At 65.2% G+C, this 21,823-nt stretch carries 22 protein-coding genes; 9 read left to right on the forward strand and 13 right to left on the reverse strand.

Annotation, left to right across the window (positions count from 1 at the left end; all coding sequences use genetic code 11):
• Positions 1 to 76: 76 nt before the first annotated feature.
• From FOA17_RS04295 to FOA17_RS04320, 6 genes are all read left to right on the forward strand, one after another.
• Positions 77 to 1,093 carry a DNA-directed RNA polymerase subunit alpha gene (locus tag FOA17_RS04295; protein ID WP_149140237.1) on the forward strand — a complete coding sequence of 339 codons (1,017 nt, stop codon included), beginning with the start codon at positions 77 to 79 and terminating at the stop codon, positions 1,091 to 1,093.
• A 125-nt stretch (positions 1,094 to 1,218) separates the two neighbouring features.
• Positions 1,219 to 1,638, forward strand: a complete 420-nt coding sequence (gene rplQ, locus FOA17_RS04300; RefSeq protein WP_149140238.1) for a 50S ribosomal protein L17 — start codon at positions 1,219 to 1,221, stop codon at positions 1,636 to 1,638.
• Between the two features lie 156 nt (positions 1,639 to 1,794).
• A complete protein-coding gene (locus FOA17_RS04305; RefSeq protein ID WP_149140239.1) occupies positions 1,795 to 2,406 on the forward strand; it encodes an autoinducer binding domain-containing protein in 612 nt (203 codons plus the stop codon).
• Between the two features lie 52 nt (positions 2,407 to 2,458).
• Complete coding sequence (locus FOA17_RS04310; RefSeq protein ID WP_149140240.1) at positions 2,459 to 3,046, forward strand: acyl-homoserine-lactone synthase; 588 nt, start codon at positions 2,459 to 2,461, stop codon at positions 3,044 to 3,046.
• A gap of 73 nt (positions 3,047 to 3,119) precedes the next feature.
• Entirely contained in the window at positions 3,120 to 4,502 is a 1,383-nt protein-coding gene (locus tag FOA17_RS04315) for a trypsin-like peptidase domain-containing protein (protein WP_149140241.1), read from the forward strand.
• 37 nt (positions 4,503 to 4,539) lie between these two features.
• Positions 4,540 to 5,853 (forward strand): replication-associated recombination protein A, encoded by a 1,314-nt coding sequence (locus FOA17_RS04320; RefSeq protein ID WP_149140242.1) that lies wholly within the window; start codon positions 4,540 to 4,542, stop codon positions 5,851 to 5,853.
• A gap of 169 nt (positions 5,854 to 6,022) precedes the next feature.
• Here the strand turns inward: FOA17_RS04320 and FOA17_RS04325 are convergent, their stop codons facing one another.
• A complete protein-coding gene (locus FOA17_RS04325; protein ID WP_149140243.1) occupies positions 6,023 to 6,754 on the reverse strand; it encodes an SDR family NAD(P)-dependent oxidoreductase in 732 nt (243 codons plus the stop codon).
• Between the two features lie 127 nt (positions 6,755 to 6,881).
• Between FOA17_RS04325 and argB the strand changes: the two genes are divergently transcribed.
• The 3 genes from argB (at position 6,882) to FOA17_RS04340 (ending at position 8,984) form a co-directional block, all read left to right on the forward strand.
• The gene (argB, locus tag FOA17_RS04330; RefSeq protein ID WP_149140631.1) at positions 6,882 to 7,760 is read left to right on the forward strand and encodes an acetylglutamate kinase; all 879 of its coding nucleotides are present in this window, start codon (positions 6,882 to 6,884) and stop codon (positions 7,758 to 7,760) included.
• A gap of 64 nt (positions 7,761 to 7,824) precedes the next feature.
• Positions 7,825 to 8,481 (forward strand): ferredoxin, encoded by a 657-nt coding sequence (locus FOA17_RS04335; RefSeq protein WP_149140244.1) that lies wholly within the window; start codon positions 7,825 to 7,827, stop codon positions 8,479 to 8,481.
• Complete coding sequence (locus tag FOA17_RS04340) at positions 8,478 to 8,984, forward strand: SixA phosphatase family protein (protein ID WP_149140245.1); 507 nt, start codon at positions 8,478 to 8,480, stop codon at positions 8,982 to 8,984. The genes FOA17_RS04335 and FOA17_RS04340 overlap by 4 nt, the downstream gene beginning before the upstream one ends.
• Before the next feature lie 71 nt (positions 8,985 to 9,055).
• On the opposite strand, the gene FOA17_RS04345 is transcribed toward FOA17_RS04340, so the two are convergent.
• From FOA17_RS04345 to ttcA, 12 genes are all read right to left on the reverse strand, one after another.
• Positions 9,056 to 9,835 (reverse strand): amino acid ABC transporter ATP-binding protein, encoded by a 780-nt coding sequence (locus FOA17_RS04345; RefSeq protein ID WP_149140246.1) that lies wholly within the window; start codon positions 9,833 to 9,835, stop codon positions 9,056 to 9,058.
• Between the two features lie 12 nt (positions 9,836 to 9,847).
• Positions 9,848 to 11,155, reverse strand: a complete 1,308-nt coding sequence (locus FOA17_RS04350; protein ID WP_149140247.1) for an amino acid ABC transporter permease — start codon at positions 11,153 to 11,155, stop codon at positions 9,848 to 9,850.
• Position 11,156: 1 nt separating this feature from the next.
• Positions 11,157 to 12,434 carry an amino acid ABC transporter permease gene (locus FOA17_RS04355; protein ID WP_149140248.1) on the reverse strand — a complete coding sequence of 426 codons (1,278 nt, stop codon included), beginning with the start codon at positions 12,432 to 12,434 and terminating at the stop codon, positions 11,157 to 11,159.
• Positions 12,435 to 12,549: 115 nt separating this feature from the next.
• Positions 12,550 to 13,566 (reverse strand): amino acid ABC transporter substrate-binding protein, encoded by a 1,017-nt coding sequence (locus FOA17_RS04360; protein ID WP_149140249.1) that lies wholly within the window; start codon positions 13,564 to 13,566, stop codon positions 12,550 to 12,552.
• A 244-nt stretch (positions 13,567 to 13,810) separates the two neighbouring features.
• On the reverse strand, positions 13,811 to 14,515 hold the full coding sequence (locus FOA17_RS04365) for an ATP12 family chaperone protein (RefSeq protein WP_149140250.1): 705 nt from the start codon (positions 14,513 to 14,515) through the stop codon (positions 13,811 to 13,813).
• Entirely contained in the window at positions 14,515 to 15,552 is a 1,038-nt protein-coding gene (locus tag FOA17_RS04370) for an RluA family pseudouridine synthase (RefSeq protein ID WP_149140251.1), read from the reverse strand. The genes FOA17_RS04365 and FOA17_RS04370 overlap by 1 nt, the downstream gene beginning before the upstream one ends.
• Positions 15,549 to 15,908, reverse strand: coding sequence for a fluoride efflux transporter CrcB (gene crcB / locus FOA17_RS04375; RefSeq protein WP_149140252.1), 360 nt, complete (start codon positions 15,906 to 15,908; stop codon positions 15,549 to 15,551). Before crcB ends, FOA17_RS04370 begins: the two co-directional genes overlap by 4 nt.
• Positions 15,905 to 16,555 carry a ribosome biogenesis GTP-binding protein YihA/YsxC gene (gene yihA / locus FOA17_RS04380; protein ID WP_149140253.1) on the reverse strand — a complete coding sequence of 217 codons (651 nt, stop codon included), beginning with the start codon at positions 16,553 to 16,555 and terminating at the stop codon, positions 15,905 to 15,907. The genes crcB and yihA overlap by 4 nt, the downstream gene beginning before the upstream one ends.
• The gene (locus FOA17_RS04385; protein ID WP_149140254.1) at positions 16,552 to 17,298 is read right to left on the reverse strand and encodes an MOSC domain-containing protein; all 747 of its coding nucleotides are present in this window, start codon (positions 17,296 to 17,298) and stop codon (positions 16,552 to 16,554) included. Before FOA17_RS04385 ends, yihA begins: the two co-directional genes overlap by 4 nt.
• Positions 17,295 to 19,145, reverse strand: coding sequence for a membrane protein insertase YidC (yidC, locus tag FOA17_RS04390; RefSeq protein ID WP_149140255.1), 1,851 nt, complete (start codon positions 19,143 to 19,145; stop codon positions 17,295 to 17,297). The genes FOA17_RS04385 and yidC overlap by 4 nt, the downstream gene beginning before the upstream one ends.
• A 165-nt stretch (positions 19,146 to 19,310) precedes the next feature.
• On the reverse strand, positions 19,311 to 20,855 hold the full coding sequence (locus FOA17_RS04395; RefSeq protein ID WP_149140256.1) for a putative bifunctional diguanylate cyclase/phosphodiesterase: 1,545 nt from the start codon (positions 20,853 to 20,855) through the stop codon (positions 19,311 to 19,313).
• A 75-nt stretch (positions 20,856 to 20,930) separates the two neighbouring features.
• Positions 20,931 to 21,821, reverse strand: a complete 891-nt coding sequence (gene ttcA, locus FOA17_RS04400; RefSeq protein ID WP_149140632.1) for a tRNA 2-thiocytidine(32) synthetase TtcA — start codon at positions 21,819 to 21,821, stop codon at positions 20,931 to 20,933.
• Positions 21,822 to 21,823 lie beyond the last annotated feature (2 nt).

The following is a 21,823-nucleotide window of genomic DNA, read 5'->3' on the forward strand; positions in this document are numbered from 1 at the left end:
CCCGTTCACGCATTTCTGAACCTCGGGCGTTCCCTGCTTCGGGACATGGGCAGGGGACAAGTATGGAGGCGAAAGCATGATCCACAAGAATTGGGCAGAGCTGATCAAGCCGATGCAGCTGGTCGTGAAGCCGGGTGCCGACCCGTCGCGTGTGGCGACCGTTGTCGCGGAACCGCTGGAGCGCGGGTTCGGCCTGACCCTGGGCAACGCGCTGCGCCGCGTACTGATGTCGTCGCTGCAAGGCGGGGCGATCACCTCGGTGCAGATCGACAATGTGCTGCACGAATTCTCCAGCGTTGCCGGCGTCCGTGAGGACGTGACCGACATCGTGCTGAACCTCAAGGGCGTCGCCCTGAAGATGGAAGTCGAAGGGCCGAAGCGTCTGTCGATTTCGGCCAAGGGGCCGGGTGTCGTGACCGCCGGTGACATTTCGGAATCGAACGGGATCGAGGTTCTGAACAAGGACCACGTCGTTTGCCACCTGGATGACGGCGCCGATGTCTACATGGAACTGACGGTGAATACCGGCAAGGGCTATGTCTCGGCCGACAAGAACAAGCCGGAAGACGCGCCGATCGGCCTGATCGCCATCGACGCCATCTTCTCGCCGGTCAAGAAGGTCAGCTACGAAGTCACCCCGACCCGCGAGGGCCAGGTGCTGGACTATGACAAGCTGACCATGAAGATCGAGACGAATGGCGCGCTGACCCCGGAAGACGCCGTGGCCTATGCCGCGCGCATCCTTCAGGACCAGCTGGCGATCTTCGTCAATTTCGACGAGCCGGAATCGGCGATCAAGGCCGAACTGGATACCGGGCTGGAGTTCAACCCGCTTCTGCTCAAGAAGGTGGACGAGCTGGAGCTTTCGGTGCGTTCGGCCAACTGCCTGAAGAACGACAACATCGTCTATATCGGCGACCTGATCCAGAAAACCGAAGCCGAGATGCTGCGCACTCCGAACTTCGGCCGCAAGTCGCTGAACGAGATCAAGGAAGTGCTTTCGGGCATGGGCCTGCATCTCGGTATGGATGTCGAGGACTGGCCGCCGGAAAACATCGAAGATCTGGCCAAGCGCTTCGAAGACCAGTTCTGAGAGATCGGGGGGCGGTGACGCCCCCCGCAATGCCCGCCTTTGCGGGGAAGACCCGGGCAATTCCGCCCCAACGACGTGGCCCCAACGCAGGGCTGCAACACAAAGCAAAACCTTAGGAGACCACCATGCGTCACGCTCGCGGCTACCGCCGTCTGAACCGCACCCACGAACACCGCAAGGCCCTGTTTGCCAACATGGCCGGCTCGCTGATCGAGCACGAGCAGATCAAGACCACGCTTCCGAAAGCCAAGGAACTGCGTCCGATCGTCGAAAAGCTGATCACGCTGGCCAAGCGCGGTGACCTGCATGCCCGCCGTCAGGCTTCGGCGCAGCTCAACGACGAAAAGCACGTCGCCCGGCTGTTCGAAATCCTCGGCCCGCGCTATGCGACCCGCGCCGGCGGCTATGTCCGCATCCTGAAGGCCGGTTTCCGCTATGGCGACATGGCCCCGATGGCGATCATCGAATTCGTGGATCGTGATCCCGCCGCCAAAGGCGCCGCCGACCGTGCGCGCGTCGAAGCGGAAGAAGCCGCGGAAGACTGAGTCTTTCGACTGGCATCTGCTGGGCCCGCCGTTCTGGCGGGCCTTTTTCATTGACGTTACGACAGGCCGAAATTTCGCGCGCTGGTGATGGACTTGCGCTGGTGTTGCGCCTTATGGTTGCATATTCACGATTCTCTTGCCGGTTTGTCTTTACGAATGTCTGCCCTGCAAAATCTGGACAAGGATCTGCGACACCTCGCGCGGTTGTCGCCTGCGGGCTATTTCGTCGGGCTGCATATCCGCTTCACCTCGCCGCTCATGACGTTCCAGACCTATCCGCAGGCCTGGACCGACCATTATACCGAACGTGGCTATGCCATGCGCGATCCGATGATCGCCTGGGGTTTTTCCGCCCTGGGCGCGACGCGCTGGAGCGAGATCACCATCCCCGACAGTTTCGGCATCATGGCTGAGGCCGCGCAACACGGGCTGGCCTATGGGCTGGTCGTGGCCTGCGGCCCGGTTTCCTCGCGCACCATTTCCGGGCTGGCTCGATCGGATCGCGAATTCACCGATCCCGAGATCGCCGAGGCACTTGTCATCATCGACCGCCTGCATGACGTGACCCAACCCCCGGATCACCTGACCGACGCGCAGATCGACGCGCTGCGCCTGATCGCCGCGGGGCATCGTCACGCGGCGGCGGCGGCAAAGCTCGGGATCTCGGAAAGCGCCCTGAAAGTGCGGCTCAATTCGGCCCGGGCGCGGCTTCTGGCCCGAACGACCCCCGAAGCCATACAGCGAGCCAAGGATTACCGTCTGATCTGACGCGCCGGCCTTGCCCTGCGGGACGCAGGGTTTCCTCATGCCGGAGATACCGATGCAGACGACTACCCTTTCCTTTGCCAACATGCACAACCATGGCGAGCTTATGGCGAACCTCTTTCGCGCGCGGCGGCAAAGCTTCATCCTGCGCAACCAATGGGAACTGCCCGAGGCGCTTGGCATGGAATATGACCAGTATGACACCCCGGCAAGCCGCTGGATCGCGGTGCATGACGGGTTGCAAATCCTCGCGGGCATCCGCCTGACCCCGACCACTGCGCGTTGCGGCATCTACAGCTACATGATCCGCGATGCGCAGAACGGGCTTCTCGACACGATCCCCGACGACCTCCTGAATTTCGAGGCCCCGGTTCACCCCGATATCTGGGAATCGAGCCGGGTCTTCGTCGCGCAGGATACGCCGATGGCGATCCGCCGCCGGGTGCATGCGCTTCTGATTACCGAAATGACGCGCTCTGCCCGCGATCTGGGCGCCAAGCTGGTGCTGGGCATCATCCCGTCGAACTGGCCCCGCTGGGCCAGCCGCTGCGGGCTGGAAATCGCCGCCGCCGGCCGCGTGCTGGAATTCGACGGCTATGACAGCCAGTGCGTGTCGATCAACTTGGCGGAACGACTGCACTGATTTCTTGCAACATCCCGGCCGCCCTTCCATATCGGAGGGGCGGCCGTCGGGGCCGCGATGATCCGGTTTGCCCATGATCCGCCTGTCCCTTCCGCTTCTCTGCCTGCTGACTGCCCTGCCGCTGCGGGCGGAAACCGTGCCCACATCGCCCGCCGAAATCTCGCTCAGCTTCGCGCCGGTGGTGCGCGCGGCGGCGCCGGCGGTGGTGAATATCTACGCGACCGTCGTGGTCGAACAGCGCGAAAACCCCTTTGCGGGCGATCCGTTCTTTGAACAGTTCTTTCAGGGCATGGGGCGGCGCACGCCGCGGGTGGAAAACGCGCTCGGCTCGGGCGTGATCGTCAGCCCGGGCGGCATCGTGGTGTCGAATTTCCACGTCGTCGGCAAAGCGACCGAGATCCGGGTCGAACTGGCAGACCGGCGAGAGTTCCGCGCCCATGTCCTGCTGGCGGATGAAGAGGCCGATCTGGCAGTGCTGCAACTGGAGGGCGCGGCCGATCTGCCGGCGCTGACCCTGCGCAATTCCGACGAGGTCGAGGTGGGCGAACTGGCGCTGGCCATCGGCAACCCCTTTGGCGTCGGGCAGACCGTCTCCTCGGGCATCATCTCGGGGCTGGGGCGCTCTACCCTCGCGATCGGGTCGGGCCGGGGCTATTTCATCCAGACCGATGCCGCGATCAACCCGGGCAATTCCGGCGGCGCGCTGGTCGATGTGCAGGGCCGCCTGATCGGCATCAATACCGCGATCCTGACGCGGGGCGGCGGGTCGAACGGCATCGGCTTTGCGATTCCGGCGAATCTCGTGCAGAACTTCATTGACCAGGCCGAGGCCGGTGGCACCCGGTTCCAGCGGCCCTGGGCGGGGGTGCAGGGGCAGGCGATGGATGCCGCGCTGGCCGAGGCCATGGGCCTGCCGCGCCCCGAAGGCGTCGTGCTGTCCGGCCTGCATGCCGAAAGCCCGTTCCGCGCCGCCGGGCTGCAAACCGGCGATGTGATCCTGACGCTGGATGACGAACCGACCGACAGCCCGCAAGAGGTGATGTTCCGCCTCGCCGCGATCGGCATCGGCAAGGAGGTGCGCGTGCGCTACCTTCGGCGCGGCGCCGAGGCCGAGGCGCGGGTGACGCTGGTCGCCCCGCCGGACAGCCCCCCGCGCGAGGCCCGCACGCTGGGCGGCGATTCGGTGCTGCACGGGCTGAGCCTCGCCCGCATCAACCCCGCCGTCGCCGCCGAGATGGACCTGCCCGCCACGATCACCGACGGGGTGGTGGTCACCGGGGCCGAGGGGCTGGCGGCGCGGGTCGGGCTGCGGCCCGGTGATATCCTGCTCGCGATCAACGGGACGCCCGTCGCAAGCCCCGGCGATGCCGAACGGCTCAGCGCACCGACCGCGCGTCGCTGGGGGATCGAGGTGCTGCGCGAGGGCCGGCAGATGCTGTTGCGCTTTCGCATCTGACCTTTCGCCGCCACCTTTCAGGGCATAGGATCACCGCATGGCCGACCTGTTCGACACCCCGCATGCCGCCCGCCCGGACGCGCCGCGCCCGCTGGCAGACCGGCTGCGCCCGCGCACCCTGTCCGAGGTGATCGGTCAGGGACATGTCCTTGGCCCCGACGGACCATTGGGCGCGATGCTTGCGGCGGGCAGCCTGTCCTCGCTCATCCTCTGGGGGCCGCCGGGGGTGGGCAAGACCACCATCGCCCGGCTGCTGGCCGACCAGACGCAACTTGCCTTCGTGCAGATCAGCGCGATCTTTACCGGCGTGCCGGAGCTGCGCAAAGTGTTCGAACAGGCCCGCATCCGGCGGCAGAACGGGCAGGGGACGTTGCTGTTCGTGGACGAAATCCACCGCTTCAACAAGGCCCAGCAGGACGGGTTCCTGCCGCATATGGAGGATGGCACCATCCTTCTGGTCGGCGCCACCACAGAAAACCCGTCCTTTGAACTGAATGCCGCCGTGCTGAGCCGCGCACAGGTCATCGTGCTGGAGCGGCTGAACCTCGCCGATCTGGAACGCCTGGCCCAGCGGGCGGAACAGGAACTGGGCCAGGCGCTGCCGCTGAAGCCCGAGGCGCGCGACAGCCTGCTGGAAATGGCCGATGGCGACGGGCGCGCATTGCTGAACCTGATCGAGCAGGTCATGGCCCACAAGGGCGCGCCGCTCACGCGCGATCAACTTGCGCAGCGCCTGATGCGACGGGCGACGAAATATGACAAATCCGGCGAGGAACATTACAACCTCATCTCTGCGCTGCACAAATCGGTGCGCGGATCCGACCCGGATGCCGCGCTTTACTGGTTCGCGCGGATGCTGGAAGGCGGCGAAGACCCGCGCTTTCTGGCCCGCCGCCTGACCCGCATGGCGGTGGAGGATATCGGCCTCGCCGATCCGCAGGCGCAGGCGGTCTGCCTCGACGCCTGGCAGACCTATGAACGGCTGGGCAGCCCCGAGGGCGAACTCGCGCTGGCCAATGCGGTGATCTATCTGGCGCTGGCGCCCAAATCGAACGGCGCCTATGTGGCCTACAAGGCCGCCCGCGCCGCCGCGCGCGAGACCGGCAGCCAACCGCCGCCCCTGCATATCCGGAACGCCCCGACCAAGCTGATGAAAGAGATCGGCTATGGCGCGGGCTATGCCTATGACCATGACGCCGAAGACGGCTTTTCCGGGCAGGATTACTTTCCCGAAGGCATGAAGCGCCCGGTCTTCTACGCGCCGCCCGAACGCGGCTTTGAACGCGAGCTGAAGAAACGGGTGGAATATTTCGCCGGCCTGCGCGCCAGACGACGCGGTGCCGGGGCCTGACCGGGGCGCCACTGGCCCGCGAAGACGAGTATTTGGGCAAGGAGCAAGACCGGAACGCGCGGCGGGGCCGGAAAACGGCGCGCGGATCAAGCCGTTCTCCGCCCCCTTGGCTGTTTGCTGCCTTGCTCCTTGTCCAAATACTCAGACAAGGTCCGCCGGCCGCGCTGCCTTAGACATGCTGGGCGCCATTGACCTCGATCTCGGCGCCCGAAATGTAGCTGGCCTGATCCGAACAGAGGAACCAGATCGCGTCGGCCACTTCGCGCGGTTGGCCGAGGCGGCGCATCGGCAGGCCCTCCACGATCTTTTCGGTGCCGGGCGACAGGATCGAGGTCTCGATCTCGCCCGGGGCGATGGCGTTGACGCGCACGCCGAGCGGGCCGAAATCATGGGCCATTTCGCGGGTCAGCGCGGCCAGTGCGGCCTTGGAGGTGGCATAGGCGGCGCCGGCAAAGGGGTGAACCCGGCTGCCCGCGATCGAAGTCACGTTGACCACCGCGCCCCGCGCGGCCGACAGTTCGTCCTTCAGCCCGCGCGCCAGCACGATCGAGGCAAAGAAGTTCACATGGAAGACATGGCCCCAGGTCCGCAGATCGGTTTCCAGCGTGTTCAGCCGTGCACCGCCCGGCCCCTTGGGGCTGATCCCGGCATTGTTGACCAGTGCATCAAGGCGCCCGCCGATCCGGGCCTTGATCGAGGCGATGGCGGCGATGGTGGCATCGGGCGAGGCGAGGTCGATCTGGATATGGCTCGCTTCGCCGCCAGGCCAGGGGCAGCGCGGGTCGAAGGGCTGGCGCGAACAGGTCAGCACGCGCCAGCCCTCGGCGCCAAAGCGTTTGACCGTGGCATGGCCGATGCCCCGGCTGGCCCCGGTCAGCACCATCACCTTCTGTTCGCTCATCGCAGCCTCCGCGCTTTGCCGCCACCCTACGCGGCGCGAGGGGATTTGCAAGCTTGGCAGGGCCGCGCAAAGGCGTTACCAAAAGCGCGACATCCGAGGGCCCATCATGAAAAAGCAGATGCGCAGCATGCAAGATTCCATCGCCACCGCGAAAACCCTGTCCGAGGCCTTGCCCTATCTGCAACGCTATTCCGGTGCCGTGGTCGTCGTGAAATTCGGCGGCAATGCCATGGGCGACGATGATGCCATGGCCGAGTTCGCCCGCGACATCGTGCTGATGCGGCAGGTTGGGGTGAACCCGGTCGTGGTGCATGGCGGCGGGCCGATGATCAACGACATGCTCAACAAGCTGGGCATCAAGTCGGAATTCGTGCGCGGCAAGCGGGTCACCGACAAGGCCACGGTCGAGGTGGTGGAGATGATCCTGTCGGGTCTCGTGAACAAGCGGATCGTGCAGGCGATCAACGATCAGGGCGGTCGGGCGGTCGGGATCTCGGGCAAGGATGACGATCTGATGGTCTGCGTGGCCGATGACCCGGAGCTGGGTTTCGTCGGCAAGCCGGTGGAGATGAACGTGCAGGTGCTGCGCGATCTCTATAATGCCGGGATCATCCCCGTGGTGGCGCCGGTGGCGACCGGGATGGAGGATAACGAGACCTTCAACGTTAATGGCGACACTGCCGCGGGGGCGATTGCCGGCGCATTGCAGGCCGATCGTCTGTTGCTGCTGACCGATGTGTCGGGGGTGAAGAATGCCGCGGGTGAGGTGATGACGCAGATCACCCCCGAGGAGGTGCGCCAGATGACCGCCGATGGCGTGATCGCCGGCGGCATGATTCCCAAGACCGAGACCGCGCTGCTGGCGCTGGATCAGGGCGTGCGGGCGGTGACCATTCTGGACGGGCGGTTGCCGAATGCCTGTCTGTTGGAGCTGTTTACCGATCACGGTGCGGGCAGCCAGATCCGTTCGACCGTGCCGCGGGTGACCCCCCGGGTTCGGCGCTGATCGAAGGGCGGCGTTGCGGCGCGGGCGGACGCCTCCGGCGGGAGTATTTGGCAAGGAGCAAGCCATGACCGTGACGCTGGAGACCATCGCCACGCGGCTGGCGGCAGAGCGACTGGAGATTCTGGGCGGGTTTCACCCCGAGGCGGAGGAACCCGGCCTGCCGCCCGGCACGCAGACGATGCTGTTGCTCGGGCCGGCGGAGCCGGGCTATTGGCGGCATCTGACTGCGGGGCCCGAATGGCAGGATGGCGAGGCCGATCCGGTGGACCGCTGGTCGCGCCGGGTGATCGGGCGGCTGGCCTGCGATCTGGGGGCCAAGGCGCTGTTTCCCTTTGGCGGGCCGCCCTGGCATCCGTTCTATCAATGGGCGTTGCGCAGCGGCGCGGTCTGGGACAGCCCGGTGCGGCTGCTGGTCCATGCGGGGCAGGGGCTTCTGGTCAGTTTTCGGGGCGCGCTCGCGTTGCGGGTGCGGCTGGACCTGCCGCCGCCACCGGCGCGCCCTTGTGACAGTTGCGACGCACCCTGCCTCAGCGCCTGCCCGGCCGGCGCCCTGACCGGGGCCGGCTATGACCTGCCTGCCTGTCACGCGCTGCTCGATCAACCCGGGGGCCGCGACTGCATGGAAGGGGGCTGTCTTGTGCGTCGCGCTTGCCCGCGATCCCGCCTCTATGCAAGACTGCCGGAACATTCCGCCTATCACATGAGGCAGTTCCACAAATGACCCTGCGGCTGATCCTGACCCGCCACGCAAAATCCAGCTGGGACGACCCGCTGATGAGCGACCATGACCGCCCTCTGAACGAGCGGGGCAAGGCCGCCGCCGCCGATCTGGGGGAATGGCTGGCCTCGCGCGGCTATGTGCCGGAGCAGGTTCTGTGTTCCGATGCGCTGCGCACGCGCAAGACCTGGTCGGGAATTGCGCCAGCCCTGCCGGGGACGCCGATCGTCGATCTGAAGCCGACGCTGTATCATGCCGGGCCGGATGTGATGCTTGCGGTGTTGCGCCATGCGACGGCGCCGACGGTGATGATCATCGGCCACAATCCCGGCATCGCCGAATTCGCCAGCCGGATCGTGGCTCGGGCGCCGGCCAATGCGGATTTCCACCGCTATCCGACCGGCGCGACGCTGGTCTGCGACTTTGCGGTCGAAAGCTGGGCCGAGGTCGGTTGGGGCACGGGATCGGTGGATGATTTCATCGTGCCGCGCGAATTGGCGGTGTGACAGCAAAAAGGCGCCCCCCGGGGCGCCTTTTTTCGGGTTTTCGACGAAAACCCGGGGGGCGAACCCCGGGATCAGTGCCCCAGGATCTGGCTCAGGAACAGTTTGGTCCGTTCCGATTGCGGGTTGTTGAAGAACTCGCGCGGTTCGTTCTGTTCGACGATCTGGCCCTTGTCCATGAAGATCACGCGGTTCGCGACGGCCTGGGCAAAACCCATTTCATGCGTCACGCAGAGCATGGTCATCCCTTCCTCCGCCAGTTCGATCATGGTGTCGAGCACCTCCTTGATCATCTCGGGGTCGAGCGCCGAGGTCGGTTCGTCGAACAGCATGATGCGCGGCTTCATGCAGAGCGAGCGGGCGATGGCCACACGCTGCTGCTGGCCGCCCGACAGCTGGCCCGGGTATTTATGGGCCTGGTCGGGGATCTTGACCTTGGAGAGGAAGTGCATCGCGGTTTCCTCGGCCTCGCGTTTCGGGATCTTGCGGACCCAGATCGGTGCGAGGGTGCAGTTTTCCAGGATCGTCAGATGCGGGAACAGGTTGAAGTGCTGGAACACCATGCCGACCTCGGAGCGCACCTTGTCGATGTTCTTCAGGTCATTGGTCAGCTCGGTCCCGTCCACGACGATCTGGCCGGCCTGATGTTCCTCCAGCCGATTGATGCAGCGGATCAGCGTCGATTTGCCCGACCCCGAAGGGCCGCAGATCACGATGCGTTCGCCCTTGTAGACGGTCATGTTCACATCGCGCAGCACATGGAACTGACCATACCACTTGTTCATGTTGTTGATCTGGATGGCGACCTCGTCCGAGACCATCATCTTGCTGCGGTCGATTGCTTGTTCGGCCATGACTGTGGCTCCTTAACGGTGGTCGGTCTTCAGCTTGCGTTCGAGCCACATGGAGTAGCGCGACATGCCGAAGCAGATGAGGAAGAAGATGACGCCGGCAAAGATGTAGGGCTCCCAGTAGATGCCCTTCCAGTTGATGTCGGCGCGCACGACGGCGGTGATGCCCTTGAGCGGATCCTGCAAGCCGACAAAGGCGACCAGCGTGGTATCCTTGAACAGTCCGATGAAGGACGACACGATGCCGGGGATCGAGATCTTGAGCGCCTGCGGCATGATGATCAGCCGCTGCGCCTGCCAGTAATCGAGCCCGAGCGCATCCGCCGCCTCATACTGGCCGCGCGGCAGGGCCGCGAGGCCGCCCCGGATCACCTCGGCGATATAGGCCGCGGCGAACAGGGTCACCAGGATGATGACGCGCAGGATGATGTCGAAATTCGTCTCGGGCGGCAGGAAGTATTGCAGCAGGAGCGAGGCGGTGAACAGCAGCGTGATCAGCGGCACGCCGCGGATGAACTCGATGAAGCCCACCGACAGGGTGCGCACCAGCATCATGTCCGACTTGCGGCCAAGTGCCAGCAGGATGCCCATCGGCAGCGACGCGGCAATGGCGGTGACGCCGATCACGATCGACAGCAGGAAGCCGCCGAACTGGTCGCTGTCGACGCTGCGCAGGCCGACCGGCAGCACCGAATGGATCGCGGCGCTGAGCGGGGTCTGCACCAGGAGCCACCAGGCCGCCGCGGCTACCAGGCCAAGACCGGCCGAAACCGGCACGCCCAGACCCGAGACCAGCAGCCGGAACACCAGCGCGAACAGGCCAAAGCCCATCAGCACCACCACCGGCGCCCAGATCGTGCCCCCCCAGAGCAGCCAGTAGCAGACAAAGGGATAAAGCGCGGTGAACCACATCATCTGCCGCGGCAGCGACTGATAGAGGATCGGCGCGATGGCCACCAGCATCAGCACGAAGGCCAGCGTCGGGCGCCAGTAGAGGTCCATCGGGTAGAAGCCGAAGACATATTGGTGCCAGCGTTCGCGCACCATGGCCCAGCAGGCGCCGGTTGCATCCGGTCCCCAGGTCGCGGTGATGATTTCGCGGCATTCGGTCAGCGAATTGGCGTTCCAGACGCCATGCAGCAGCCAGGGCACCATATGCGAGGCCAGCCACAGGATGACGACCAGCCCGATCAGGCTGAGCGCCGTGTTCATCGGGCCGGAGAACAGGTTCTCGCGTGCCCAGAGGATGATGCCGCGCTGCCCGGCGGGGGGCTCGCGCTGTTCCAGCATGTCCGTGCGGACAAAGGGAGTGAACTCGGTCATCTCAACGCTCCTTCAGCTTCACGGCGCGGTTGAACAGGTTCATCAGCGACGAGATGAGCAGGCTGATCGTGAGATAGATCGCCATCATCAGCAGCATGCATTCCAGCTCCTTGCCGGTCTGGTTCAGCGTGATGCCGCCCAGCGTGCCGCGCAGGTCCATGTAGGACACCGCGATGGCCAGCGAGGTGTTCTTGGTCAGGTTCAGATATTGCGAGATCAGCGGCGGGATGATCACCCGCAGCGCCTGCGGCAGGATCACCAGGCTCATGGTGCGGCCCGGGCGCAGGCCCAGGGCGGCGGCGGCCTCGTGCTGGCCGCGCGAAATCGCCATGATGCCGGCGCGCACGATTTCCGCGATGAAGGCCGCGGTATAGAGCGCCAGCGCCAGTGTCAGCGCGGTGAAGGAATGCAACAGCTCCATCCCGCCGCGGAAGTTGAACTTGGTCATCACCGGATAATCGAGGTGAAAGCCAAGTGCGAACAACAGAGCCGCCGAAGGGATCAGCAGGATCGCGAGGCTTTTCCACCAGGTCACCGGGCGGCGGCCGGTCTGTTCCTGCACGCGTCGCGCATTGCTGCGCAGCAGGTGATTGGCATAGATGCTGGCGCCGAATACGATCAGGAAGGCCAGCACATTGCTGTTGAGCGACAGGCCCAGGAATTCCAGCCGCGGCAGGCCATGTTCCACCAGCGGGGCGGGCAGGTTCATGCTGCGATTGGTGATGGCGACGCTGCCGTTGAACAGCATATGCGCCTTGGGCTGTTCGCCCGCGGCCTGCATCGCCTCGGTCACACGGAAATCCGACGGCGCGGGCGTGGTCTCGGACAGGACGGTCGAGGCCAGCAGGATCCACAGCAGCACCGGCACGTTGCGGAACACCTCGACATAGACCGTCATCAGACGGCTGACGAGCCAGTTCTTCGACAGGCGCAGCACGCCGATGAACACCCCCAGAAAGGTGGCGATGATGCAGCCGACAAAGGCCGAAAGCAGCGTGTTCAGCAGCCCGACCATGGCGGCGCGCATATGCGTGCTGTCATTGGTATACGGGATGAGCGTCTGGTTGATGTCATAGCCCGCGCGCGACCAGAGAAAGCCGAAATCGAAGGTGCGATCCTTCGCGGCGAGGTTTTCGATCGTGTTGTTCACGAGCCACGACAGAAACGCGAGAAACAGCACCAGCACGATCACCTGGATCGTGATGGACCTGTAGCGCGTATCGTAAATAAGCATTCCCAGCCGAAAGGAATCTTTCGGCGTGTCTTGGACAAAAGCCATGTGAGTGTACCCCCTGATCCTGCCCTGCCCATTCTGTCGGGGCTTTCATCGGGACAGGATGTCAGTCCTTATGTGGACAGGGGCGCGATTGCGCCCCTGTCGGTTTCCATCCGTCTCAGCGGAACGGCGGCGCGTATTGCAGACCGCCCTGGGTCCACAGTGCGTTCAGGCCGCGGGCCAGCTTGATCGGGGTGGCCGAGCCGATATTGGCCTCGAAGATCTCGCCATAGTTGCCCGAGGCGGCAATGGCGCGCTTGCCCCATTCCTTGTCGAGCCCCAGCATCGCGCCCAGATCGCCTTCGGTGCCCAGCAGGCGCTTGATCTCGGGGTTGGTGGTGGTCGAGGCCATTTCCTCGATATTGGCCGAGGTCACGCCGTATTCCTCGGCGGCAACCAGCGCGAAATAGGTCCAGCGGACCACATCGCCCCAGACGTTGTCGCCATGGCGGACCAGCGGGCCGAGCGGCTCTTTCGAGATGATTTCCGGCAGGATGATGTGATTGTCGGCATCCGGCATGGTCGCGCGCGAGGCGGCGAGGCCCGAGGCATCGGTGGTATAGGCGTCGCAGGCACCGGCCAGATATTGACGCTGCGCCTCGGTGTCGTCGCCGACATTGACCGGGGTGTAGCTCATGTTGTTGGCCTTGAAGAAGTCGGCCAGGTTCAGTTCGGTCGTGGTGCCGGTCTGGATGCAGACGGTGGCGCCGTCCAGTTCCTTGGCGGAAGACACGCCGAGGTCTTTCTTCACCATGAAGCCCTGGCCGTCATAGTAGTTCACCGCGACGAAGTCGAACTTCAGGTCCACATCGCGCGAGAAGGTCCAGGTGGAGTTGCGGATCAGCACGTCCACTTCGCCCGAGGCCAGCGCGGTAAAGCGGGTCTCGCCGGTGGTCGGCGCGTATTTCACCTTGGTCGCGTCGCCCAGGACAGCCGCCGCCAGCGCCTTGCACAGCGACACGTCAAAGCCCTGATAGTTGCCATTGGCATCGGGGGCGCCAAAGCCGGTCAGGCCGACGTTCACACCGCAGTTCAGAACGCCGCGCGCCTTCACATCTTCCAGCGTGCCCGCCCCGGCGATGCCCGCGAACAATGCGGCGGCCGACAGCGTGCCAAGGAATACGGATTTTTTCATGCGTACCTCTTCCTGAGTTCCCGTCCGTTTTCGGACGGCGATTATAAAATCCCCTGCGCGGGGCGTTTGACAAAGGGGGAAACGCTGGTGGCAGCCCCCCTCAGTGCCGCTCAGTTTCATGCAAAGCGCTTTGACAGGTCAAGTGAAACCCTTGCGTTAGCGCTAACGTCGTGTTCAGGACCGATCTGCCCGCAGCATGGCGCAATTTGCGGATGACTTGCGCGGCCTTTGGGCAAGATTGTTATCAGCACAATCCGTAGAATCGCGCGGCGTCGTGCAGCGCGGCATGCTTGGCGGCTTCGAGCGCGGCGGCCTCTTCATCCTCGCCCCATTGCTCGATCTGCCAATGTTCATCGATTCGGCTCAGCGCAAAGGCTTCGTCCGCGCTCAGCCGGCCCTCGGCCACGGCAAGGCCCAGAACCAGCGACCCGGTGATGGCGATCAGGTCATGCAGCGCGGCCAACTGGAAGGGGGTCTGGCGCAGCAGCTCGGCCCGCAGGGCGGCGAGGCTGCCGGGGGGCTGGGCAATGAACATCACGCCCGCCGTCGCGACCAGCGGCGCGGCAAAGCGCTGGCGCGCCCAATCGAGCAGCGGATCCCAGCCCGCCGCCTGCCGCGCGATCAGCGCCTCGGGCCCCTCGGCACGATAGCACAGCAGATCGGTGCCCGCATATTCCGCAAGCATTTCAGCGACTTCTTCAAACTGGACGCCGACCTTGTCGATGGCGGAATTGGCGGCTCGGGTGGCGGGCATGGTTTCGGGCGCCACCACTTTTTCCTGCGCATCCCATTCGGCGGCAACGGCGCGGGCCATGGCTTCGGTCGGCAGGACAAGCGCGGCCTTGGCCGGGGTCTTGACCGCGCGGCCATCCAGCAACACCGCAAAGCCGCCCTCGACCGGGGCGACAGTGGCGGATTTCCAGAATCGTTTCGGCTTCCAGTCAGACATCAGTGCAGCTTCTCGAACGGGTCTTCGGGCACGTCCCGCTCGTTCCAGTCGAGCAGTTTCCAGGTGCGGGCCATATGTTCGGGCAGGGGGGCGGTGAAGGTCATTTCGGTCTTGAGGATCGGGTGTTCCACGGTCAGGCGGCGCGCGTGCAGATGCAGCTTGCGCGACAGATCGCCCCCGGTGCCGGCGCCCCAGCCATCGCCCAGATTCTCGCTGTTCGACCCGCCATATTTGCCGTCGCCCAGAATGGGATGTCCCAGTTCCGCCATATGCGCGCGCAGCTGGTGGGTGCGGCCGGTGATCGGCTCCAGCGCCATCCAGCTCAGCCGGCTGCCGAGGAACCAGAGCGTGAAATAATCGGTCTGGGCTCGCTTGGCATCGGGGTGATCGGCCATCTTGGCGGGGTGGATGCAGATCATCTTTTCCTGATCGCCGCGCCCGCCGCCCTTCATCAGACCATATTTGATGCTGCCCTGTTTCGGCTGCGGCACGCCCGCGACCACCGCCCAATAGATCTTGCGGGTGTTGCGGTGGCGGAATGCCTCGGACAGGGCGCGGGCGACGCGATCGGTGCGCGCAAGAACCAGCACGCCCGAGGTATCCTTATCCAGCCGATGCACCAGTTTGGGCCGGTCCTTGTAGCCGAATTTCAGCGCCTCGGTCAGGCCATCGACATGCCGGTCGCCCTGACCCGAGCCCCCTTGCGAGGGCAGGCCCGGCGGCTTGTTCAGCACGATCATGTGTTCGTCTTTGAAGATGATGCAGTTCTGGATCATCCTGGCATCGGCCGCGCTGACGCCATCGGCGCGCGGGCGGCTGGGGGCCTCGGCCTCGGGCAGGGGAGGGACGCGGATCACCATGCCGGGGGCGACGCGATCGGCGGCCTTGGCGCGGGCGCCATCGACACGCACCTGGCCGGTGCGGCACATCTTTTCCACCGCGCCCTGGGTCACCTGCGGAAAGCGGCGCTTGAACCAGCGGTCGAGCCGCTGCTCGCCCTCATCCGCCGAGACCGTCAGAAGTTTCACGCCGCTCATGTCAGGCTCCGGGTCAGTTGGGCGGCCAGCGCAAAGGCCGCAAGGGACAGCAGGACCGAGGCCCCGACATACAGCACCGCCTGCACCGTCTGGCCGCGCTGCATCAGCGCCATGGTGTCCATTGAAAAGGCGGAAAAGGTGGTAAATCCGCCCAGGCAGCCGGTCATCAGCAGGGGGGCGAGGGCCTGGTGCCCGCGATGCGCCAGCCAGACCATCAGCGCCCCCATCAGCGCCGAGCCAAGGATGTTCACCACCAGCGTATGCCACGGAAACCCGCCGCGCGACAGCGTCAGGTTCACGCCGTAGCGCAGGCTGGCGCCAATCGCGCCGCCCAGGGCCACCTGCACCAGGCTCATTCCAGCCCCGCGATGATGGCGCGCAGCGTCTCGATCCCGTCGCCCTTTTCGGAACTCGTCATCACGATTTCCGGATAGGCGGCCGGGTGTTTCGCCAGCGCCGCGCGCACTTGATCCAGGTTCTTTTCCCGTTCAGGACGCGACAGCTTGTCCATCTTGGTCATCACGACCTGAAAGGTGACGGCGGATTTGTCGAGCAGGGTCAGGATCTCGTCATCGACGGCCTTCACGCCATGGCGCGAATCGATCAGCACGAAGGCCCTCCGCAGCGTCTGGCGGCCTTGCAGATACTGTTTCAGCAGGGCCTGCCATTTCTGCACCGTGGCGACCGGCGCCTCTGCGAAGCCATAGCCAGGCAGGTCCACCAGATAGCGGCTTTCGCCCAGTGAGAAATAGTTGATCTCTTGTGTGCGCCCCGGTGTGTTGGAGGCGCGCGCGAGGTTCTTGCGCGTGGTCAGCGCATTGATCAGGCTGGATTTTCCGACATTTGACCGGCCGGCGAAGCAGACCTCGATCCGGTCCGCCGGCGGCAGGCCCGACATGGCGACCACGCCTTTGACGAAATCCACCGGGCCCGCGAACATCAGCCGCCCGCGTTCGCGGGCGAATTCGTCAGGCTCGGGCGCCAGGGGGAAGGGAAGGCTCATAGCAGTTCAACCTCTTGTCCGAGGGCGATCTCGCCCCCTTCGATGACCTCGGCGTAAAGCCCGAAATCCTGATGCCCATAGCCGGTTTCCAGCGCAGCGAGCGTATCGCCGCGCGGCAGGCCGGTTTCGACATCCACCGTCGTCGCCTTGCAGCGGGTGATGCGTTCGCGCAGTTCCAGCACCGTCGCGCCAATCCGCACGCGGCGGCCCAGCATCTCCCATTCGGCCCAGGGCGCCCAGCCCTCGACCCAGAGATTGCCGCGGAAACGGTGCGGCGACAGCGGCAGGCCCATCCGCGCCGAAAGATCGCCCAGCGAGGCCAGGTTCAGCACCGAGACCGAGGGCCAGGCGCTGTCGGTCATGGCGCGATCGGCACTGACGATGCGCGCGGGCTGCGCGCGTTCGGGCGGGTTCAGCGGCGTGACCCAATCCAGAAAGCGCGGCAGGTCTTCGGCGGCGTCGGGGCGGATCGTGATCTCGCCACGTTCGGGGTGGCGCAGCGTGACGCGGCGCGCTTCCTCGTCCAGGGTGCAGGTGATCGCCATCAGGGCAGGGGCCTTGGCCCCCCGGGCGAAGTTGACGCAGGGGCTCCAGCCCTCGCGCAGCTTTGCAGCCTCATGTGCGACGGCCCAGGCCCTGTCCCAGGGCAGGCCCTCGCCCGCCAAAAGCCGAACGGACGCGAGGTCTTCGCGTCCGTGGCTCTTGATCGGGTGACGGCAGATCAGGGAAAGCCGTGCCGTCATTTCTTGCCTTTCACCGGGGCCTTGGCGGCGGCAGGCTTCTTGCCGAACCCCGCCTTGATATTGCCAAAGATATCCGGCCGGTGCCCGTGGCTGCGCATGATGGCATATTGCTGGATGAAGGTGATGGTGTTGTTGGTGATCCAGTACAGCACCAGCCCGCTGGCGAAACTGCCCAGCATGAACATGAAGACCCAGGGCATCCAGGCAAAGACCATGGCCTGCGCCGGGTCGGTGGGCGCGGGGTTCAGCTTTTGTTGCAGCCACATCGAGATGCCGAGCAGGATCGGCAGCAGCCCGATGAAGATGGTGGCCATCAGCGAGGGATGCGCCGGCGCCGCCCAGGGCAGCAGGCCGAACAGGTTGAACAGCGACGAGGGATCGGGCGCAGACAGGTCGCGCAGCCAGCCGAAGAACGGCGCCTGGCGCAGTTCGAGCGTGACGAAGATCACCTTGTAAAGGCTGAAGAAGATCGGAATTTGCAGGAAGATCGGCAGACAGCCCGCAGCCGGGTTGACCTTCTTGTCCTTGTAAAGCTGCATCATTTCCTTTTGCAGCTTGGCCTTGTCGTCCCCCGCGCGTTCCTTCAGCGCCTCCATCTCGGGCTGAAGCTCTTTCATCCGGGCCATGGAGACATAGGATTTGTAGGCGAGCGGCAGCACGATCAGCTTCAGCACGAAGGTCAGCGCGATGATCGCGAGGCCCATATTGCCGATCCAGCCATGCAGCAGGTGCAGCACCCAGAAGATCGGTTTGGTGAAGAAGAAGAACCAGCCCCAGTCGATCGAGTCGATGAAACCGCCAATCTGCGGGCGCGCCGGGTCGGCCTTCATGCCGAACAGGCCCTCCAGCAGGCTGGGGTCGTTCTGGTAGTTGCGGATGGTTTCCCATTCCTTCGCGCCGGCGAACAGCTGCGAGGTCACCTCGGCGCTGGCGCCGGGGGCGACGGTCAGCGCCGGCAGGCGCGTCTCGGTTTGGTAGATCGACGAGCGCGGATCGTATTTCATGACCGCGGTGAAGGGTTTGCCCTGTTCGGGCACCAGCACGGTCATCCAGTATTTGTCGGTAAAGCCCAGCCAGCCGTCCTTGCCGGCCTCCAGCACCTCGGCCTGCGCGCCCTCGCGCTCCACCAGCGGCAGCTCGTCCAGCGCCTTGTATTTCACCTCTTGCAGCGTGCCGTCCACACGGCCCACGACGCCCTCATGCAGCACATAGAAGTTTTGCAGATCGGCGGGTTTGCCGTGGCGGGCGACGACGCCATAGGGTTGCAGCGTCACCGGGGCGGCGCCGTCATTCTGCACCGCGTCGGTGATGGCGAACATGTAATGGTCGTCGATCGTCAGGGTGCGGGTAAAGGTCAGGCCCTTGCCATTCTGCCATTGCAGCTTGACCGGCTGGCCCGGGGCCAAGGTGCTGCCCTCGACCTGGGTCCATTCGGTCGCGGCGCCGGGGGCGTCGGTCGCCTCCAGCGTGCCGCCCGCCGACCAGCCGTAAAGCGCATAATAGGCGTGATCTTCGCCGACCGGGGACAGCAGGCGCACGGTCTCGGCATTGGCGTCGAGGCTGACCTTGTAGCCTTTCAGTTTCAGATCGTCGATCCGCCCGCCCAGCAGCGAGATGGAACCTTCGAGCCGCGGCGTGTCGATCGCGAGGCGCGGTGCCTGCGGCACGGCGGCGACGGCAGCGGTGGCCGGTGCGGTCGTCGGGGCCGGGGTCACGGGCTGAACTTGCGCGGCGGGTGCGTTCGGGTCAACCGAGGGTTCCGGCGGCGGGAACAGCCAGAACCAGCCCAGGATCACAAGGAAACTGAGCACGGTTGCCAGAATGAGATTCTTGTTCTGATCTTCCATCCGCATGCCCGCCGTTATTTGGAGCTTGCCCGTCTTCGGGTCAGGCGTGGTTCAACAGAAGGGGGGCGCAAAGGTCAAGCGCTTTCGCATCCCGGGCGGGCGGGTTCGGCCCGCTGCGGGCGGGAAATGGCGTGGCGGGGCCGGGCGGCGCGCTGCGCGGCACCCTCAGGCAAGGCGGCTGGCGCGGCGCAGCTTGCTGCCCGCGCCGCTGCGGCGGGCCAGCATCCATTCCGAGGCCTGGTCGAAGGTCATCGGTTTCGCGATGCCGAATCCCTGCACCTGACCGCAGCCCATGGTCTGCAACTGCGCCAGTTCCGCGGGCGTTTCCACCCCTTCGGCCAGGGTTTCGAGATCGAATTTCTCGGCCATCGACAGGATGGCGCCGACGATGCGTTGCTGTTCGCGGTCACTGTCCACATGGCTGACAAAGCTGCGGTCGATCTTCAGCCGCCGCACGGCAAAGCGGCGGATATTGGTGATCGAGGCGTGACCGGTGCCGAAATCGTCAAGGTCGATGCCGCAGCCCAGCCGCGACAGCGCCGCGATATTGCGCACCAGGATATCGTCATCCGAGGCGGCGATCACGCTTTCCAGAATCTCCACGCAGAGCCGCGACGGCGGCAGATCGAAACGATCAAGTTCCCATTGCAGCTTTTCCACCAGGCGCGGATTGCGCAGTTCCGCGGCCGAGAAGTTGACGCCGATCGTGCCCACCGGCAGCCCGGCGCGATCCCAACGGGTCAGTGCGGTCAGCGCATGAAACAGCATGATCTCGGCCAGCCGCTCCGACAGGCCGGCATCACCGATTGCGGGCAGGAATTCGCCGGGGGGGATGATGCCGCGTTCGGGGTGATGCCAGCGCGCCAGGGCCTCGAACCCGGTAACGGCGCCCGTGCGGGCGTCGATCTGAGGCTGGAAATGCGCAAGGATCTGGCCTTCATCCAGGGCAGATTCCAGCGTCGCACGCATCGCATCGCGTTCCGCGCGCTTCGATGGCATGTCGGGCGACCAGACCCGGATTGCGCCGGGGCCGTTGCGCAAGGCCTCGTCCGCGGCGATCTGGGCGGCGTTCAGCAGGGCATGGCCCGTGGCATCGGGCGCCGCGCTGCCCAGGCAGAATCCGATGGAACAGGTGACATAGATTCGCGCCGCGTTGAGGCTGATCGGCGCTGAGAGGCTGGCCTGCAACCGTGCCGCCAATTGCACCAGCGTTTCCAGATCGAGCCGTTTCTGCGGGGCCAGCACCACGGCCAGCCCCCCGCCCTCCAGCCGGGCGACGACATCGCCGCCGCGCAGCGCGGCGCATAGCCGTTCGGCGCTGCGCGACAGGATTTCGGCCTGGGTTGCGCGGCCATGGCGATCGAGCAGCGTCTCTGCCTCGTCGAACTGGATGACCAGACAGCCGGTTTGCAGCCCCGAGACGGGGAGGTCGCGCAGGATGCGATCCATCGCGCTGAGCAGTTGCGGTCGCAGGGCGAGGCCGGCCTCGAAATCAGGCAGATGGGCAGAAATGCCGGATTCCTCCCGCGGGTTGCCCTGGCCCAGCATCAGCACCAGCGGCGCCAGCAGCGCCACGACCAGCAGCGCGCCTTCCCCGAACAGCCAGAAGGCAGCCAGCATCAGGGCCGGCAAGGCCGCCCAGATTTCCCGCCGCCCCAACAGGTGCCACAACCCCTGCCACAGGTCCAGCCGTCGCGCCCAACCGCCCATTTCATGCCTCCTGCCGAAGCCGGGCACGCAGCACCCGGATGAGGGCACGCTAAGCGACTCATCCGGAACGGGAAGTTAATGCGCCTCGCGCAAGTTCCTAAGATTTTCGCTAATTGTTCCGGTTTCGGGAGCGGCGCCGCGCATCAGCCCGGCGAAATCAAAGATCGACGGATCGAGCAGATGCGAAGGGCGTGCATTCATCAGCGCGCGGAACATGACCTGCCGCCGCCCGGGGCTGCGTGCCTCCCAGCCATCCAGTAATTGCTTGACCTGCTGGCGCTGCAAACCTTCCTGGCTGCCGCAGAGATCGCAGGGGATGATGGGATAGTTCATCGCCCGGGCGAAACGGTCGCAATCGGCCTCGGCCACGAAGGCCAGCGGGCGATAGACGAACAGGTCGCCCTCTTCGTTCAACAGCTTGGGCGGCATCGTCGCCAGCCGGCCCCCGTGGAACAGGTTCATGAAAAATGTTTCGAGAATGTCGTCGCGGTGATGCCCCAGCACCACGGCGGAACACCCTTCCTCGCGGGCGATTCGGTAAAGATTGCCGCGCCGCAGCCGCGAACACAGGCTGCACATCGTCTTGCCCGGGCCGATCTTGTCCATCACGACCGAATAGGTGTCCTGGTATTCGATGCGATGCGTGACGCCCATCCGCGACAGGAATTCCGGCAGGACCGTGGCGGGAAAGTTCGGCTGCCCCTGATCGAGGTTGCAGGCCAGCAGATCGACCGGCAACAGGCCGCGCCACTGCAATTCATGCAGCACGGCGAGCAAGGTATAGCTGTCCTTCCCGCCCGACAGGCAGACCAGCCAGCGCGCGCCGCGTTCGATCATGCCGTAATGGTCGATCGCCTCGCGCACCTCGCGCACCAGCCGCTTGCGCAGCTTGCGGAATTCGGTGCCGGTCGGGGCGCCGTGGAACAGCGGATGGATGTCATCCCCGATATCGGCCAGATCGTCCATGG

Origin of the sequence: Gemmobacter caeruleus, from assembly GCF_008271655.1 — a bacterium.
Classification (GTDB): Bacteria; Pseudomonadota; Alphaproteobacteria; order Rhodobacterales; family Rhodobacteraceae; genus Gemmobacter; species Gemmobacter caeruleus.